The following is a 17,831-nucleotide window of genomic DNA, read 5'->3' as shown; positions in this document are numbered from 1 at the left end:
CGCCGGACCACAACCACTTTTAACAAATAAAAAACACATGTAAAACGTTTAACACCTAACCAAGCAACCACTCAATTGCAATAAGGCCGGATTTTATCCCGATCTGCCAAGGGTTTACCCTGATGATCCCCTCCCCCGCGCCATAAAAAAGCCCCGACAGTGGCCGGGGCTCGGAATACCGACGGGCGGGATCAGCGGTTGATGGCGATGGGCATGCCGCTGCGCTGCTCCAGGGCCTGCTTGACCAGCTGGGAGTCGCTGTCCGCGTGGGCGATGAAGCGGGTCACGGCGGTGGACATGGGCAGCGGGGCCGGCAGGCTGGAGTTGAACTCCTCCTGGTTGCGGGAGAGGGGCTGGTGCACTTCCAGGTAGCGGCGGCCATCCGGCTCGACAGAGGCCTTGATGGGCTGGTTCACGAACTGGACGCGGGTACCGACCGGGACCTGCTTGAACAGGTACTCGATGTCGTCGTTGCGCAGACGCACGCAGCCGTGGCTCACCCGCAGGCCGATGCCGAACTGGGCGTTGGTGCCGTGGATGGCGTACATCTTGCCGATGTAGAGCGCGAACAGCCCCATGGGGTTGTCCGGACCGGCCGGCCAGACCGCAGGCAGGGTCTCGCCACGGGCGGCGTACTCGGCGTGCATCTTCGCGGTCGGGGTCCAGGTCGGGCCCGCCTTCTTGCGCTGCACGCTGGTCACCCAGTCTTCCGGGGTGTCGGTGCCGAGCTGGCCGATGCCAATCGGCAGCACTTCCACCACCTTCTTGCCTTTGGGGTAGTAGTAGAGGCGCATCTCGGCGACGTTCAGCACGATGCCTTCACGGGGGGCATCCGGCAGGATCAGCTGATGCGGCACGACCAGCTTCTCGCCCGCCTGCAGCAGCAGGGGGTCCGCCTTGGGGTTGGCTTCCAGCATGTTGGTCAAGCCGAGCTGGAATCTGGCCGCTGCCGCTTCCAGGGGTTGGCCCGCCTCTTCCGGGGACACCACGTAGTCCAGGTTCTCCCCCACCAGGCGGCTGTTGGCTGCGGGCAGGGCATATTCGATGGCGAGGGCGGGCATGGCGGCCAGGATCAGGGAGCAGCACAGTGCGGCCGCCGTGTTGTGGAGGAGCTTCATAACTTTCCTGTGATAAAGGGGGTGGTTCAGCACTCTGGCCAGCGCGGAGGCGACGGGCGCGCCCGGGGCGAAGAGAAGGCCGCCATTTTTCTCCTCTGCCATGCAAATTTCAACCGCCACGTGCTGACGGGTCGGTGATTAAATACGGTGCCGCGCTGCGCCGCGGCACCTTGTCATAAGCGGGATCAGCCGTTTTTCCAACTGTGCATGTCATAACCGGTTGGCGACTGATGCAAACGCAGATGGAATTGCTCAATTATCGCAAATATGTGGTCGAAAATATCAGCCTGTATCCCTTCATACTCGGCCCAGGCGGTGGTCGCCGTGAAGCAGTAGATTTCCAGCGGCAGGCCGTCCGTGGTCGGTGCCAACTGGCGCACCATCAGGGTCATGTCCTTGCGAATACCCGCATGAGCCCGCAGGTAGGCATCCAGATAGGCGCGCAGGGTGCCGAGGTTGGTGAGGTGGCGACCATTGATGGGGCAGCTGATGGCATCGCTGAGCTGCTGGTTGTAGCTGCTGAGCTCCTGCTCCTTGCGGCTGAGGTAGGGCGCCAGCAACCTGGCCTGCTTGAGCTGCAACTGCTCCTGCGAGGTGAGGAAGCGCACGCTGGTCATGTCGATGTTGACGCTGCGCTTGATGCGGCGCCCGCCGGATTCGGTCATCCCCTGCCAGTTCTTGAAGGAGTCGGAGATGAGGGCATAGGTGGGGATGGTGGTGATGGTCTTGTCCCAGTTCGACACCTTGACCGTGGTGAGGCCGATGTCGGTCACCTCGCCGTCCGCCCCGTACTTGTCCATCTGCAGCCAGTCACCGACGCTCAGCATGCGGTTGGCGGAGAGCTGGATACCCGCCACCAGGCCGAGGATGGGGTCCTTGAACACCAGCATCAGGACCGCGGTCATGGCCCCCAGGCCGCTGAACAGGAAGAGGGGCGACTTGCCGAGCAGCAGGGCGATCATCAGGATGCCCACCAGGATGCTGGCCACCAGTTTCACCCCCTGGAAGATGCCGCGCAGGGGCAGATCCCGCCCAAGCCGGGTATGGCGGCTCAGGGAGAGCAGGCAGTCGAGCAGGGCGAACAGGGCCAGCAGCAGGAACAGCAGGATCCAGAGCTGGGCCAGCAACTCGATAAGCGCCAGGCTCTCGGACGCTTTGGGCAGCCAGATCTCCGCCTGACCGAGCAGCACGGCGCCCTGGAACACGAAGGCGAGCCGGTAGAAGAGGTGTTGCTGCAACTGGGGCGGCAGCCACATCTGCTTGGTCTTGCCAAGCAGCCCCACCAGGCGCACCAGCAGGATGCGGTGCAGCACCAGGTGCAGCACCATGGCGGTCAGCACGATGAACCCCAGGGCGATCACCAGGGCCATCATGGGGGTCACATCGACCCCCAGACCTGACAACCAGTTGAAAAACATCTCTTTCATCGTTACCTCCGCAATATCACACAGCGGTCAGGGTACGCATCTGGTCCCCCATGTCAAATGACAGGCCGATCACTATTGCCGAAACGACAACGCCCGGCAGGGGCCGGGCGTTGTCATCACCAGAGGGTGCCTTAGCCGACCAGGCTCAGGGCATCACGGGCGATCACCAGCTCTTCGTTGGTGGGCATCACCAGGGCCAGACGGCTGCCTTCGACGGTGATGGGGCCTTCACCGCCCAGCACGGCTGCGTTGTTGGCCTCCTTGTCGATCTTGAAGCCGAGCAGGGCCAGTCGGGCTAGCACCATCTCGCGCACCATGGCGGCGTTCTCGCCGATGCCGCCGGTGAACACCAGGGCGTCAAGGCGACCATCCATGGCGGCAGCATAGGCACCGACGTACTTGGCAACGCGATAGGTGAAGACATCCAGCGCACGCTTGGCACCGGCGTCAGTGGCGTAGTTGCCGGTGACGTAGCGGCAGTCGCTGCTCTCCTCGGTCATGCCCAGCAGGCCGGATTCGCGGGTCAGCACCTGGTTGATCTTGTCCACGCTGTAACCCAGGTTATCGTGCATGAAGAAGACGATGGCAGGGTCGATGTCACCGGAGCGGGTGCCCATCGCCAGCCCTTCCAGCGGGGTCAGCCCCATGGAGGTGTCGACGGACTCGCCGTTCTTGATGGCGCAGACGGAGGCACCGTTGCCCAGGTGGCAGTTGATGATGTTGAGCTCATGGAGCGGTTTGCCCAGCGCCTTGGCGGTCTCTTCGGCGATGAAGCGGTGGGAGGTGCCGTGGGCGCCGTAACGACGGATGCCGTTCTCGCGATAGAGTTTGTAGGGCAGCGCGTAGAGGTAGGCTTCCTCTGGCAGGGTCTGGTGGAAGGCGGTGTCAAACACGGCCACGTTCTTGTCGGCCAGGGCCGGGAACACCTTGAGGGCGGCACGGATGCCGATGAGGTGCGCCGGGTTGTGCAGGGGGGCAAACGGAATGGCGGCCTCGATGCCGGCGATCACGCCGTCATCGATGCGAACGGAACGGGAGAACTGCTCGCCGCCGTGCACGATGCGATGGCCGATGGCGACCAGCTGATCGGCCAGGGCGGGATCCTGGGGCAGGATGTGGCCCACGATGTGGTCGAGGGCTTCCTGGTGCGCGGCACCGGCGCCCAGCATGGCGTCGCCCTTGACCCCGTGGAGTTTCCATTTGATACGTGCGTCATCCAGATTGAAGCATTCGGCCAGGCCGGACAGCATGTCCTCGCCCGTTTCAGCGTCCATTACGGCAAATTTCAGGGAAGAGCTACCGCAGTTAAGGATCAATACCAACTTGCTCATGTTCTACATCTTCCTGTGCTTCGGCTTTACGCCGACAGTGTCGTGTCATCCAGCGATGGATGGGATTCCCCTGCCGGGGGCTTATGGTCGCAGGAGGGTGCGTCCAATTTTTCAAATCGTTGGGCGCAGACCGTTCGTCTGGCGCGCGCGTCGAATCAGCGATTCGCAACGGGCCTCTGTTGGCCCAATCACTCGGGACTCCAGGCCCCGGTTGCCACTCAGGCGCCGGTCAGCAGCGACTGGTGAACCTTGACGACCAGCTTCTTGACCGGACCTGGGGTCGTCAGGGTACAGAGGGGGCGATGCAGTTCTCCCGGCCAGAAGATGGCGAAGTCGCCGGGCTGCAACGCCAGATAACTGGTCTGCTCGTCATCGACGAACCAGAGATCGGAGTGAGGATGGTCGGCACCGTCCCGGCTGTAGGCGTGAGGGCCCACGCCGATCCACTCCTCGCCGCGCAGCAGCAGCTGGATGTCCAGATACTGCTCATGAAACTCGCCCCGGCGATCCGCCACCGACTCTGTCAGATCCTCGCTCACCAGGCAGAACAGCATGAGGCCGTCGACCTCCTGCTTGCCGAGGGGGGCGTGCAGCCAGCGTTCGACGCTTTGCACCACCTCGGCCACGATACGGTTCAGGGGTGCAGGCAAGGGGGTGCGTTGCAAGGTATCCAGACTGCCGGTGATCATGAGGTTCGCATCCTTAGATATATCTGTGGTCTATCTTTGTGCACCAATGAAAAAGGACCATTGAAGGTCCTTTTATCGTCTCGTCTGCCATCCGTGCAGACGGGGGCGCTGTCGCTTCCTAGCCGATGGCGCCGAGTCACTGTTGCATACTCGTCCGCCCCTGCCAAGAGATACTCGCCCATTAACCCGATGATCGTACCAGTTGAAACAATATTATTCACTACCCAATCTCCCCCGACTTTGACCAGACGCAAAAACGGGAGCATCTGCTCCCGTTTTTTTTCCATCACCCGCTCAAAGCGGTGCCATTCAAACCTTGCCGGCGTTTTCCACCGGCTTGGCGTACATGGCGCGCCAGATGGCTTTGTGCTCTTCCGGCACCTCGGACTGGCGAGTCAGGAAGGCACTCTGCTCTATGGTGCTGGCCTTGCCGGGCACATCCGCCGCGAGGTAGTTGCCCGGGAAGAGGCGATAGCTGCTCCAGATCGCCTTGTCGATGAGCGCCGCCAGCTCGTCCGGATCGCTGAAGCCCTCGGTGATGGGAGCACCGAAGGAGACATGTACCCGCCCCTTCTGGCCGACGATGCCCGCGACGATACTCTCGATGTCCTCGAACTCGCCCTTCTCGTAGCTGCCGTTGACCGACTTCTCGTAGAGCTCGCGCGCCTTGGCCTTGTCGGTAGGATCCAGCTCGTAGCTGATGCTCACCGGCACGATGTTGAGGCTGCGCATGTAGTCGACGAAGTCGATCTTCTGCTTCTTGCCGTCCACGTAGAACATCTTGAGGATGGCCGGATCCGTCTTGTCATCCCCGTCCTTGGCGCGCCCCTCCTTCTGGGCGATCCAGATGGAGTGCCCCTCGTGCACCGACTGGCCGATGTAGGCCGACAGCTCGCCGAGGGCCTTCATCATCTCCCGCGGTCCCTTGGCAGAGCGCTTGACGATGAAGCTCTTGTTGAGCTTCATCAGCTCGGTGGCGCAGGGCTTGCGCAGCAGGTTGTCGCCGATGGCGATGCGCACGGTATCGAACCCGTGGGTGTGCAGCCCCCAGTTGACGAACGCCGGATCCATGGCGATGTCCCTGTGGTTGGAGACGAACAGGTAGCCCTGCTCCTTCTTGAGGTGTTCGAGTCCGGAGAAGCTCACTCCCTGGGTGGAGGTGGCGATCATCCGGGTCATGTAGCGGGTCACCCCCATCTGTACCTGATGTATGGTGCTGACCTTGGCCCACTTGTGGCGCAGGAACTGGCGGATCAGCGGGCGAATGGCCCAACCCAGCCAGCTCATCAGGGAACCGAAGCGGTATTTGGCGATGGCGCCGATAAACTCGTCATCCTGGATCAGCCGCTCGATGGCAGCCGGTACTTCTTCATCGCGATAGGGGCGAATGTCCGCGAATCTATCTACTTCTGTCACAATGTCTGCCTTGCATGTATGGAGTCGCGGCCTGCGTCTGCTGGCCGGGAAAATTCAGGGCGCAATTTTACACGCTTTTATCCCCAGGGGTATGAGAGGCGTACAGATAGTGCGATCTTGCAGTGAAAAAGCGATGGCGGTCACCCGCCAGCCCCCCTTTCGACAACGGCTGCGCTAGCCAGCGGGGTTGATGAGCGCGGTGAGGACGTGGTCCTCCCAGCGGCCGTTGATCATCAGATAGTCCCGAGCGTACCCCTCCTGCTCGAACCCCAGCCGTTCGAGGAGCGCGCCGCTTCGCAGGTTCGCGGGCATGTAGCTGGCCATGATGCGATGCAGGCCCCGCTCCCGGAACAGGTGATCGATGCCGGCGGCCACCACCTCCTGCATCAGGCCCTGCCCCTCATGCTCCTTGTCGATGGCATAGCCCAGGTGGCACGCCTTGAACATGCCCATCACAATGTTCGTGAAATTGCAGGTGGCGAGCACCCGCTCCCCCCTGGGATCGAGCGCCACCAGTTGCACGGCACTGCCCTCGAAATAGTGGCCGTAACCGTCGCGCAAGCGGGTCTGCCAGTGGGCGAGGGTGTAGAAGCTCTCCTCCCGCCTGGGCTCCCAGGGGGCCAGGTGGGCGCGATTGCGCAGATAGAAATCCACCATCAGGCAGGCCCGCTCCGGGGTCAGCACGGTCAGCCGGGTGCGAGGGGTGGCAATGTGGGGCAACGTCGTCATCTCACACTCCGGAGGTTGGAAGCAGACAAAAGGGTCATCAGAGATCCCTCAGCCTCAGCCACTCGTCCCGCAGCAGGCCGTAGTGCACATGATCCACCACCCTGTCCGCCAGCCGCTCCGCCCGCCGGGTGATCCCCTCCTGGGTCATTCCCAGCCGCTCGCACACGGCCCGGCTCGCCTCGTTCTCGAGGGCGGCGCTGATCTCCACCTTCTCCATCCCCATCTCCTCGAAGGCGTGATGGATCAGGGCCTGGCAGGCCCGGGTGATGATGCCGTGCCCCTGCCAGCGCTCCGCCAGCCAGTAGCCGATGGTCACCTTGCCGAGCTCGTGATCGATCTGGTTGTAACCGATGACGCCGACCACCTCCCCCTGATACTCGATGGCCGTGGTCAGCCCCTCCCCCCGGGCAAACTTCTCGATGGAGTGGCGAATGAAGGTGGCGCTGTCGGCGGGCTGCTGGATGTGGGGCACCCAGGGCAGCCACTGGGAGAGGTAATCGCGGTTGCGCTGGCAGAGGCGAAACAGCTCGCTGGCCATGTCGGGTTGCAGGAACAGGAGCGCCAGCTCGTCATCCAGTTGCCATGAAAACATCGCCACTCCTCCCCGGTTCCGCTCCGGCCATCTGCCGTCATGGGAGCCAATGTAGTCAATCAATCCCTTGTTTGCCAAGGACTTTTCAACCGGCTTCCCCGCTGGCAACCCCCATATGGCGATCCCCATGCGGGCACCTTGATCCCAAGGTCATCAATCACCCCTCACAGCGGTTCAACATGCTGCCATTACCAGTATTTGTGGATGATTGGCGCTGTAAAAGTGAATCGTGCTACCTGTTTTCGCTGCCCTGTGACAAATGACAGGCCGTTATTTTCCCCCTTCCCACTAGTGTAAGAGCGCCGGGCAACGGACCCGGCGTGTAATCTTCATCGACTAAGGAAAGACGAGATGAACAAAGTCTATTTGGCCGTCATGCTGGCCTGCTGGGGAAGCGCCGCCATGGCGGCAGAACAAGTGGAAGTGAACCAGGTCTCCGACCTGGCCGGTGCGGTGAGTGGCGCCGCCAAGATTGGCGCCCTTGGCGCCGGGGATGGCGAGTTTCGCAAGGTGCGGGCGGTGACGCTGCCCAATGGCCAGCAGCGGATACGCTATGAGCAGACCTGGCAGGGGATTCCGGTGTGGGGCCAGGTTCTGGTGGCCGATCAGGCGCTGGGGGGCCAGGTCAATCAGGTGTCCGGCACCATGCTGCGCAAGATCGATGCCGACCTGACGGGCCCTGCCGTTGCCCTCTCCGCCAGCGACGCCGCACGCCAGGCTCGCAGCGGTGCCAAGGGGAGCAACGAACAGGTCAAGCTGTTCGTGATGCAGGATGAGACCGGCCAGGCCAGACTGGTCTATCTGGTCTCCTGGCTCGCCGCCAACAAGGAACCGAGCCGCCCCTTCGTGATGATCGACGCCCAGACCGGCAGCGAGCTCAAACGCTGGGAGGGGATCAACCACAAGGACGCCACCGGCCCGGGGGGCAACGTCAAGACCGGCAAGTATTTCTACGGCGCCGACTTTGGCCCCCTGCAGGTAGATGACAACTGCCGCATGACGGGGACCAACGTGGACACCCTCAACATGAATCACGGCACCACGGGGGGCACCATCCACCAGTTCACCTGCCCGGAGAACACGGTCAAGGAGATCAACGGTGCCTATTCCCCTCTCAACGATGCCCACTACTTCGGCAACGTGGTGTTCGACATGTACCGCAACTGGTACAACACGGCGCCGCTGAGCTTCAAGCTCAAGATGCGGGTGCACTACAGCCGCAACTACGAGAACGCCTTCTGGGACGGCAGCCAGATGACCTTCGGCGACGGGGCCACCACCTTCTATCCGCTGGTGAGCCTGGATGTGGCGGCCCACGAGGTGAGCCATGGCTTCACCGAGCAGAACTCAGGACTGGTCTACTCCGGTCAGTCCGGCGGCATCAACGAGGCCTTCTCCGACATGGCGGGGGAAGCGGCCGAATACTACATGAAGGGCAGCAACGACTGGCTGGTGGGGGCCCAGATCTTCAAGGGCAACGGCTCCTTGCGCTACTTCGAGGACCCGGCCCGGGACGGCAAGTCCATCGGCCATGCCAGCGATTACTATGACGGCATCGACGTGCACCACAGCTCCGGGGTCTACAACCGCGCCTTCTACCTGCTGGCCAACACCAGCGGCTGGCAAACCCGCAAGGCGTTCGAGGTGTTCGTGCTGGCCAACCGCCTCTACTGGGGCCCCAACACCACCTTCGATCAGGGGGCGTGCGGGGTGACCAGGGCCGCCACGGATCTCGGTTACAGCGTGAGCGACGTGGCAGCCGCCTTCACCGCCGTCGGGGTCAATGCCACCTGCGGCGGCACCACGCCCCAACCGGGCAGCGTGCTGCAAAACGGGGTACCGGTGAGCAATCTCACCGCCGCCAAGGGGGGCAAGCTGAACTTCACCGTCGAGGTGCCCGCCGGCAGAAGCCAGCTGGTGGTGACCAGCAGCGGCGGCAGCGGGGATGCGGATCTCTACGTGAAGTTCGGCAGCGCGCCGACCGCCAGCAGCTATGACTGCCGCCCCTACAAGAGCGGCAATGCCGAAACCTGTACCCTGAACGCCCCCAAGGCGGGGACCTGGCACGTGCAGTTGAGCGGGTTCAGCGCCTTCTCCGGCGTCACCCTCAAGGCCAGCTACTGAGTCTGAGCGGGCATCAAGGGGAATAAGCAAAGAGCGCCGGCCTGGTCCGGCGCTTTTTTATGTCCGCTTGCCCGACCAGCGCCGGGCCAGGGTACGGGCCGCCTCCAGCACCCGCTCCTTGGCGGGATTGGGGCGCTTGCCGCTGCGCCAGGCCATCATCACGTCCCAGTGATCCGGTGGCAGATCCACCACGTCCAGCTTCACCAGGCGACCGAACTCCAGATCCCGGGTGATGGCGAGCGCCGGCATCAGGGTGATGAAGCCGTGCTCCAGCGCCAGCTCCCGCGCCGCACTTGCTGGCTGAATGGCGTGCAGCGGGCTCGCCACCTGACGCAGCAAACGCAACTGCAGGATCAGCTCGTCGCAGCCCGTCCCCCACTGCTGGGGCGCCAGCCGCTCGTTGGCAATGTCCTGCAGGGTCAGCCCCTGCCGCCCGGCCAGCGGGTGGGTGGCGCAGGCCACGGCGATGATCGGGGAACGGTAAAGCAGTTCGAGCTGGATGCCCGCGATGGCAGGGCACTTGAGAATGAAGCCCACGTCGGTCTCGCCGGTCAGCAACTCCTGCATGATGATGCCAGAGTGATCCGTGTTGCAGCGGATCTCGAAGGTCTCGTCCACCAGGGCCAGCAGCAGGGGGCCGAACACAGCCGTGGTCAGAGAGGGGAGGCAGGAGAGCCGGATCCGCGGCAATGCAGGCGCCCCCTGCATCGCCAGCCGCCCCCCTTCCAGTGCGCTCAGAGCCGCGGTCGCGGCAGGCAGAAACTGCTCGCAGGCCGGGGTCGGGGTGGCCCCCCGACGATGGCGACGGAACAGGGACTGACCCAGCTCCTGCTCCAGCACGGCAATGCGCTGGCTCACCATGGGTTGTGACCAGCCGCGAATGGCGGCCACCTTGCTGAAGCTGCCACGGTTGGCCACATCCAGCAGCAGTTGCAAATCGTCGAGGGTCATAGCCATAACCAAATCCAATATGAAATATAGCCAGTTGTCGGCTACCACTATATCTGGAGCCCCACCAGAATAGCAGCATCAATCGTCATGAACCGGCTGAACGCCACCGAGCCAGGGAGTTGTCATCCCCCTTGGCTCTGTTTGGTGACGGCGCCGTTCGGGCAAGAAAGACAACAATATCAGCGAAGCAAACAGAGGTATCAGGGTCATGGTGGATCGGGCGAGGCGGTTGGGGCGTTGGTTCTTGGCATTGGATTCCCTGCTGGTGATCCTGGGCTTTTTCGTGGTGATGCCCATGATCAGCCTGCGCTTCGTCGACCAACTGGGCTGGGCCGCCGGTGTGGTGGGACTGGCACTGGGGCTGCGTCAGCTTACCCAGCAAGGGCTGGGGGTCTTTGGCGGCTCCCTCGCCGACAAGTTCGGGGCGCGCCCCCTCATCGTCTGCGGCATGCTGCTGCGGGCGCTGGGGTTTGCCAGCCTGGCCTATGCCCAGAGCGGATTGGAACTGATCCTCTCCTGCATCATCTCGGGGCTGGGTGGCTGCCTGTTCGATCCCCCCCGCGCCGCCCTGGTGATCAAGTTCACCCGGCCACGGGAGCGGGGTCGCTACATCTCCCTGCTGATGATGCTGGAGAGCGCCGGCGCCGTGGTGGGAGCCCTGCTCGGCAGCTGGCTGCTCAACTTCGATTTTGAATATGTCTGCCTGCTGGGTGCCGGTCTCTTCGTCTGCGCCGCCCTGTGCAACCTGCTGATCCTGCCCCCCTACAAGCTTTCGGTGCGCCCGACGCCGATCCGGGACGGCCTCGGCCAGGTGCTGGCGGACAAGGCCTTCTGCCGACTGGTACTGATCCTGAGCGGCTACTACGCGCTCTGGGTGCAGGTCATGCTGATCTTCCCCATCCTGGTCAAGCAGATGGCAGGCAGCACCACGGCGGTGGGCTGGATGTACACCCTGGAGACGGCCATCTCCCTGGCCCTGCTCTACCCCCTTGCCCGGTTCGGCGAGCGCCACTTCAAGCTGGAGAACCGCCTGATGGCGGGGGTGCTGCTGATGACCACGGGGATCGGGCTGGTGGCCTTTGCCACCACCTTGCCCGCCGTCTTCCTGCTGCTCGCCTGCTTCTATCTCGGCATCGTCATCGCCGAGCCGGCGCGGGAAACCCTGATGACCAAGCTGGCACAACCGGGGGCGCGGGGCAGCTACATGGGCTTCAGCCGACTGGGGCTGGCGCTCGGGGGCATGACGGGTTACGTGGGGGGCGGTGCCCTGCACGACTACGCCATGGCCCAGGGGCAACCCTGGTTGCCCTGGCTGGTGCTCGGCACCGTTGGTGTTACCACCTTGCTGCTGCTGGCCAACTGCTTCCAGCGCAGCTCCCGCCTGGCAGGAGTCAACGCCTGATCCTCTGGCAATCATCCCGTCTACCCCGGGCGCCCTTCTCTTGAAGGGCGCCCTTTTTTCACCTTCATCTTGCATTGCCCTCCCCCTCGTCTGCGTCCATCCACCCGAAAATCCCCCATAAAAAAGCGGCAGATTGCTCTGCCGCTTTTGCCCAGCCCGCTTGGCTGTTACTTGTTGATATCCAACATGTTGTTTTGCAACATGAAATCGATCACCTGGTTGGCAGTCGTCCCTGAACCGCCCGTCAGAGTGTCGAAGGTGTGGTTCATCAGCACTATCTCCTGGGTCACCGGCGCGGCACTGCTCTCCTTGACTTGCAGATGCACCCCTTCGCTGTCCTGGAACACCGAGAGCAGGCTCTTCAGGGAGCTCTCGCTCTTGCTGCCATCGCTGTCGAGCAAGTCGCTCAGATCCAGCTTGTCCCCTTCCGACTTGCTGAAATCGACGATGTAGTCCTTGGCCACCTTGCCAGCCTCGGTATCCCCCTTCAGCCAGGTGAAGGTATCGGCACCTGCATCCCCCATGAGGATGTCGTTGCCGGCCCCCCCGATCAGGATGTCGTTGCCCAGTCCGCCGCTCAATATGTCGTTGCCGGTACCGCCATAGAGGGTGTCGTTGCCACTGCCACCATAGAGGCGATCGTTGCCGCTCTCCCCATAGAGGGTGTCGTTGCCGCTACCACCGAACAGGGTGTCGTTGCCGGCACCGCCATACAGGAAGTCATCTCCCCCCTGACCGAACAGGATGTCATTGCCATCACCGCCGAGGAGGGTGTCACCCTTGTCATTGGTCGACGACTGATCGAACTCGCTGGCATGATCCGTGATGTAGGCGTGCACCTGGGCATCGGTCACCGACCCTGCCCCCAGCTTGCCGCTCACATACTGCTTGATGGCCGCATACCCTTCCCCGCTGATGCCGGTGAAGCGTACCGCGTCGCCAAACAGGATGTCGTCGCCCGCACCGCCATCCAGCCTGTCAACGCCGGGCAGGTTGCTGACCGGCGTCCCCAGAATGGCATTGGCGAGATCGGAGGCAGACACATTGGACTGTACGACCTTATCGCTATCAAACAGCTTGAGAATATCACTTGATACCCCGCTGCCGATCCCGATGGCCGCCAGCACCACATTGTTTGCCTCCAGCAGCGGCAGCACATTCAATGCGTTGTCCCGTGCCGTGCTGTTGGTCGACCCCGAGGTGTAACTGGTTGAGATCTCGAAGGTCCCATCCCCTTGCGCCTTGATCTTGCCGATGTTCTGGGAGTTCCAGTTACCATTTCCGTTCTGTGACCACTGCTTGACGTTGCCACTGGCATCCACAATCACCCGCTGGGTGCCCCCGATATTGGCGTAGAAAGCCGTACCCGGTACGTAGTTGTTGACGTTGACAAAGGTATCCAGACCTTCCTGGGTCTTGGTGTTCACCACCGGATTGATCTCTTCGTTGTAGAAGTAGGAGTTCGGAGCCCCATCGGTGATGAAATAGGCCTGATTCTTCGCATTGGTGTTGTTCTTGGCCAGGTCGCTGTTGAACCAGTTGGAGGTGACCTTGAGCGGATCCTCGTAGTTGGTCAGCCCCGAGGTACCATCCATGCTGGTCAGTACATCACCCAGCAGCTTCAACGCATTGGGATCTTTGAGATCCACGCTGACGGAACGATTGACCTGAGTATCAAAATCGATCAGGAAGACGTTGACCTTGCCCGCCGCCTCCTTGCCCGCACTCGCCTGGAGCTCTTTGAATACCTGGGTCAGTTGATCCCGGATGGTCTTCATCGCCGACGAACCGATACTGCTCGAGGTGTCGATCATGAAGGCGAGGTTGTAGTTCTGGCCCGGCAGCATCACACTGCCATCCAGATCCCCCACCACGATATTGTGCTCGCTGCCATAGGTCCGGTTCTGGTCCCCCGGCTCCCCTTCGGTGGCGTTGAAGTAGCTCAGGCGGATGCTGTCGTCATCGGTCGCGGTACTGGTCAGATCGGTCCCGACCTCCTTGGCGATGACATCGACCTTGAGATTGACCAGGCCCGCCTTGTCACCCGGTACCCGCAGAGTCAGACCGCTCAGGTTCAGATCCAGTGCATTGCTGCTCCACAGCTTGTCCGACGCGGTGAAGGTCAGCTTGCCATCGTCCCCGACGGTACCCAGCAACTGGCTGCCCTTGTAGAGCTCGGAGCCTTTGGGCATGCCGCTCAGCACCAGGCTGTCAAACACCTCGCTGCCATCCCTGTCGGTGAGGGAGGCCGTCAACTCGACCGGATAATCCACCTTGGTCGGCGGAACCAGGGTCAGCTCACCCGTGGTCTGGTTGATCTGGTAGATGCCGTCTGCGAACTGGACATATTCCATGTCGTGCAGGGCCTTGGTCACCCCGACGCCTCGCTCGGACACGACGAAGTCGAACCACTTGTCGTTGTTCGAATATCCCTCGCCCTTCTTGATGGAGTAGTCGGCACGATTGCCGGGCAGCACGGCGATATCCGTGCCAGTCCCGCCATAGAGGCCGTCATTGCCAAGACCGGAGACCAGGATGTCGTTGCCTTCACCACCATAGAGGGAATCGCCCTGGATGGCATCGCTGCCCACCAGAATGTCATTCCCCTGGTTGCCGACCAGGCTGTCGCCACCACCCTTCTGGCTCACGATGTAGTCGTTGCCGCTGGTGCCATTGACCTGATCCTGCCCAGAAGAGCTATCGGTCAGGGTCTTGGTGATCCCGAGGGCCCCCTTGTCGAAGTTGCCGGACTGGAACTGGCCCGTGGTGATCCCCGCGCTCGGGAAGCTCAGGTTGTAAAGGGGAATACCGTTGCCCACCAGACTCAGGTTGACGGTCGGCTTGTCGGCCACCGCCGCCACGTCGATCACCAGCTTGCTGCCGTTGCTGAGGTTGGCACCGTCGCTTATCTGATAGCCGATGCTGGCATAGTCGCCCTTCATGTTGCCGACCACGGCGCCGTTGCCGTTGGCGGCATGGGTGCTCGATTCGTTCAGACCTGGCACGAAGCGCAGATGGCCTGCGTTCACCTCGGCATAGGAGATGAGGGATCCGGTTTGCACCGCAACCCACTGCCCAGCCGCATTGAGGTATTCGAGGGTACCGCTCAGCGGCAGGGTGTTGATCTGCACCCCGAGATCAGTCGCGTCCTGATCGTCGCTGGCACCGAACTGGGCCCAGGTCAGGACCTGGGGCTGATCTTCGGCACCGGCGCTGTGGCCGCCAGCCGCAGTCGGCGCCCGATCGTTGTCCACTATGGTACCGGTCCCGCTCTGACCACCGATGGTCACCGAGAGGGTCTCGTTCGTCTCGACCAGACGATCGTTCACCGTCGGGATGGTCACCGTGAAGTCTGTCACGCCCGCCGGTACCGTGATCTTGCCGGTGGTGCTGTTGTAGGTCACGCCGTTGCTGAACTGGGCATTGCCCCAGTCCTGGTTGGAGGCGGGGTTGTTGCCCGATCCGCGAATGGCGAAATCGTATTCGGTCGCTTCCTGGGTCGCATCGGACAAGGTGACCTTGTGCAACAGGTTGCCCCCTTCAGTCACGCTCTCGCTGGAGACACCCTGAACCAGCGGCGTGAAGAGAGGCTTGGTGGCAAAGGAGCCAATACTGGCGTCACCGTCACCATCTACCACCCGGATCTGGAAGTCGATGTCACCATCACCCAGGGGTTTGGACATACGCTGGTACTGGAAGAACTCCCACTTGCCGGTGGCTGGCGTGAACTCCAGCTTGAAGACGAGGTTGCCGCCCGCATCCTTCCCGAGCAGGGTATTGGCCCCGCTGGCGGTGATGGCGATGGCTGAGCCGGAAGCCGTCCGCAGACCATTCTCGAAGGTCGCCGGGTCCAGCACCAGCCCGATGGAGCCCTTGCCGTCCGCCCCCCACTGCGGGGTCACGGTGCCGGAACCATAGGCGATGGCCTGCGCCGTGTTGGCACCGAGGAACTCGATGCTCTGTACGGTGAAGTCGCTGTTGTCGGAGGTATTGGTGTTGCCGTTGTTGGTCGCCTTGATCACCATGGTATCGAAGCCACCCTGCTGCACCTGGAAGTTCTGGTTGAACTCCCCACCCGATGCGTTGGAGTTGAATACCAGGGTGCTGATCAGCACACCACCGCGATAGAACTCCACGACCCCGCTCTCCAGCTCGCCGCCAAACATCTTGCTGAACTTGATGTTGGCGCCGTAGGCAACCTTGCCCGCATCCAGCCTGACGATCAGCTGCTCGGAGGCGGACGATCCGTCAGCAAAGTGACGGAAGTCAATCTCGTTGGCGAGGTTGTGGTAAGGCGCAGCACCGCTGGCCACCCCCAGCCCCGAGCTGGAGCCGTTGACATCCGCCGTTACCAGTGAGGAATCGGTTGCCGACTTGAAGCCCAGGGCGCTGATGGTAAAGCCCGCCATGTTCAGGGTGCTCTGGTTGCCACTGTACTTGGTCAGGTCGAAGAGCCCAGTCAGCACGTTCGGAATATCGGTCTTCACCACGGAAACGGCATCGCTGCTGCCGGCAATGGGGGAGTCGTCCTCGACGCTGACATCCAGCTTGCCCTTGGTGACGCCGCTGCCATCGGAGACCTCCACGTCCAGCTGGAACGACAACTTGTCTTCCGAGGTCGTATCCCCGTGGTCGAGGGGGCCCTTGAGGGTCACGTCATAGGTCCACTCTCCCTTGCCGCTGGCATTGGGTGCCGTCAGCTTGACCTCAACCACTGCCTTGTAATCGGCGCCGCCTATCACCCCCGTGTAGCCGACCAGCGTCTTGCTGCCCGCATCCCAGCTCCACTGGACCTTGGCCCCACCGGACGTCAGCCCGGCCGGTCCGTTCAGGGAGATGCTGAGCGTGCTGCTGTCGATGTCGCCCACCGAGAGGGTACCGAACGCCTTGATGGCATTGGTGGTATCCGGGTTGCCGACCGTGTCGGCAATACCGTTTGCCAGCCCCTCTTCGGAGACGACAGCCCCATTGGAGATGGTCAGCGTCGGCAGATCATTGACCGCATCCACCTTGATGGTCACGGTTGCGGGACTCGCATCCACGGCGCCGTCGTTGTCTACCGCCGCATAGTTGAAGGTGGTGTTGCCGTTCCAGTTCGCATTCGGAGTGAAGGTGAGCTTGCCGGCGTCCGCCACCGCAATGCTCTGATCCACCGTCACAGCCACCCCGTTCAGATAGAGTATGCCGTTGGCGGGCAGGCTCTTGATGGTGAAACTCACCACGTTGCCATCGATGTCGCTGCCACTGAGGGTCGGAATGGCGATGCTGGCGGCATCTTCCTGACCGTTTGCCTGCTTGTTTGCCGTCTCCGGCGCTTCATTCAGGATCTGCGCGTTGTCGCTGCCCGGCAGGGAGACGTTGCCCGCCTTGTCGGTCTGGGTCGCCGTCACCGTCAACGACTTGCCGTTGGCAGGGGTCGTTTCCGTCCAGCTGATGGTGCCATTCTGATAGCCGTAGCTCTTGCCATTGCTTGCCAGCAGGGTGCCATCGGCCTTGAGCGTCAACTGGACAGTGCTGTTCACCCCGCCATTGTTGATGGTCAGCGTCACCTTGCCACCCGCAACCAGGTCTGCGTGATTGATCCCCGCGCGTACCTGGATCTGATCATTGCCAATCTCGGCCTTGGTCAGCATCTGGTCGTTGTTGGCATCATCCACGATAACCACGGTCGGGGCATTGGGTGACTGAGTGTCGGTGTCGGCGCTGTCGCTGCCGCCGGTGCCCGCGTTGCCCGCCAGGTCGGTGTAGCTGCCCTCGTTCACGGTGACGCTGGCAGTGCCTTCGAAGCCCGGGGTCGGCGTGAAGGTGCCGGTCCAGGTCTTGCCGCCGTCAGTGGTCTTGAGGTCGGTCACAGTGCCGCCCACCACGGTCAGGTCGCCCAGCTCGAACCCGGTCACCTTCTCGCTGAAGGTGAAGGTCACCGGACTGGTCTCACCCACGGTCAGCTTGTCGTCAACGATGTTGACGATCACGCTCGGTGCTTTGATATCGGCGCCGGCTGTGTCGCTGCCGCCGGTGCCCGCGTTGCCGTTGAGATCGGTGTAGCTGCCCT

General features: G+C 62.4%; 11 protein-coding genes. 2 read left to right on the top strand and 9 right to left on the bottom strand.

Features of this window, described 5'->3' with window-relative positions; genetic code table 11:
* Positions 1-191 precede the first annotated feature (191 nt).
* The 7 genes from AB7E19_RS11945 to AB7E19_RS11915 form a co-directional block, all read right to left on the bottom strand.
* Positions 192-1,118, bottom strand: a complete 927-nt coding sequence (locus tag AB7E19_RS11945) for a L,D-transpeptidase family protein (RefSeq protein ID WP_010675523.1) — start codon at positions 1,116-1,118, stop codon at positions 192-194.
* Between the two features lie 185 nt (positions 1,119-1,303).
* Positions 1,304-2,545, bottom strand: a complete 1,242-nt coding sequence (locus AB7E19_RS11940) for a mechanosensitive ion channel family protein (protein ID WP_427935416.1) — start codon at positions 2,543-2,545, stop codon at positions 1,304-1,306.
* A gap of 131 nt (positions 2,546-2,676) precedes the next feature.
* On the bottom strand, positions 2,677-3,876 hold the full coding sequence (locus tag AB7E19_RS11935; RefSeq protein ID WP_010675525.1) for an acetate kinase: 1,200 nt from the start codon (positions 3,874-3,876) through the stop codon (positions 2,677-2,679).
* Positions 3,877-4,094: 218 nt separating this feature from the next.
* Entirely contained in the window at positions 4,095-4,565 is a 471-nt protein-coding gene (locus tag AB7E19_RS11930; protein ID WP_103259596.1) for a YhcH/YjgK/YiaL family protein, read from the bottom strand.
* Between the two features lie 309 nt (positions 4,566-4,874).
* Positions 4,875-5,981, bottom strand: coding sequence for a 1-acyl-sn-glycerol-3-phosphate acyltransferase (locus tag AB7E19_RS11925; protein WP_408784339.1), 1,107 nt, complete (start codon positions 5,979-5,981; stop codon positions 4,875-4,877).
* Between the two features lie 174 nt (positions 5,982-6,155).
* Positions 6,156-6,710: a GNAT family N-acetyltransferase gene (locus tag AB7E19_RS11920; protein WP_039040199.1), complete on the bottom strand. Its 555-nt coding sequence runs from the start codon at positions 6,708-6,710 to the stop codon at positions 6,156-6,158.
* A 37-nt stretch (positions 6,711-6,747) separates the two neighbouring features.
* A complete protein-coding gene (locus AB7E19_RS11915; RefSeq protein WP_253584419.1) occupies positions 6,748-7,302 on the bottom strand; it encodes a GNAT family N-acetyltransferase in 555 nt (184 codons plus the stop codon).
* Positions 7,303-7,653: 351 nt separating this feature from the next.
* Here AB7E19_RS11915 and AB7E19_RS11910 point away from each other — a divergent pair, with 351 nt between their 5' ends.
* Complete coding sequence (locus tag AB7E19_RS11910) at positions 7,654-9,426, top strand: M4 family metallopeptidase (protein ID WP_427935412.1); 1,773 nt, start codon at positions 7,654-7,656, stop codon at positions 9,424-9,426.
* A 57-nt stretch (positions 9,427-9,483) separates the two neighbouring features.
* Here AB7E19_RS11910 and AB7E19_RS11905 read toward each other — a convergent pair whose 3' ends face one another.
* Entirely contained in the window at positions 9,484-10,383 is a 900-nt protein-coding gene (locus AB7E19_RS11905; protein ID WP_029314793.1) for a LysR family transcriptional regulator, read from the bottom strand.
* A gap of 202 nt (positions 10,384-10,585) precedes the next feature.
* Here AB7E19_RS11905 and mdtH point away from each other — a divergent pair, with 202 nt between their 5' ends.
* Positions 10,586-11,779, top strand: coding sequence for a multidrug efflux MFS transporter MdtH (gene mdtH / locus AB7E19_RS11900; protein ID WP_322131830.1), 1,194 nt, complete (start codon positions 10,586-10,588; stop codon positions 11,777-11,779).
* Between the two features lie 167 nt (positions 11,780-11,946).
* Here mdtH and AB7E19_RS11895 read toward each other — a convergent pair.
* Positions 11,947-17,831: Ig-like domain-containing protein (locus AB7E19_RS11895; RefSeq protein WP_427935409.1), on the bottom strand; the 5,885-nt coding region annotated here is incomplete at its 5' end.

Source organism: Aeromonas sp., assembly GCF_050252055.1.
GTDB lineage: Bacteria > Pseudomonadota > Gammaproteobacteria > Enterobacterales > Aeromonadaceae > Aeromonas > Aeromonas caviae.
The sequence above is the reverse complement of the archived record's forward strand: the minus strand, read 5'-3'. Positions and strand labels throughout refer to the sequence as shown.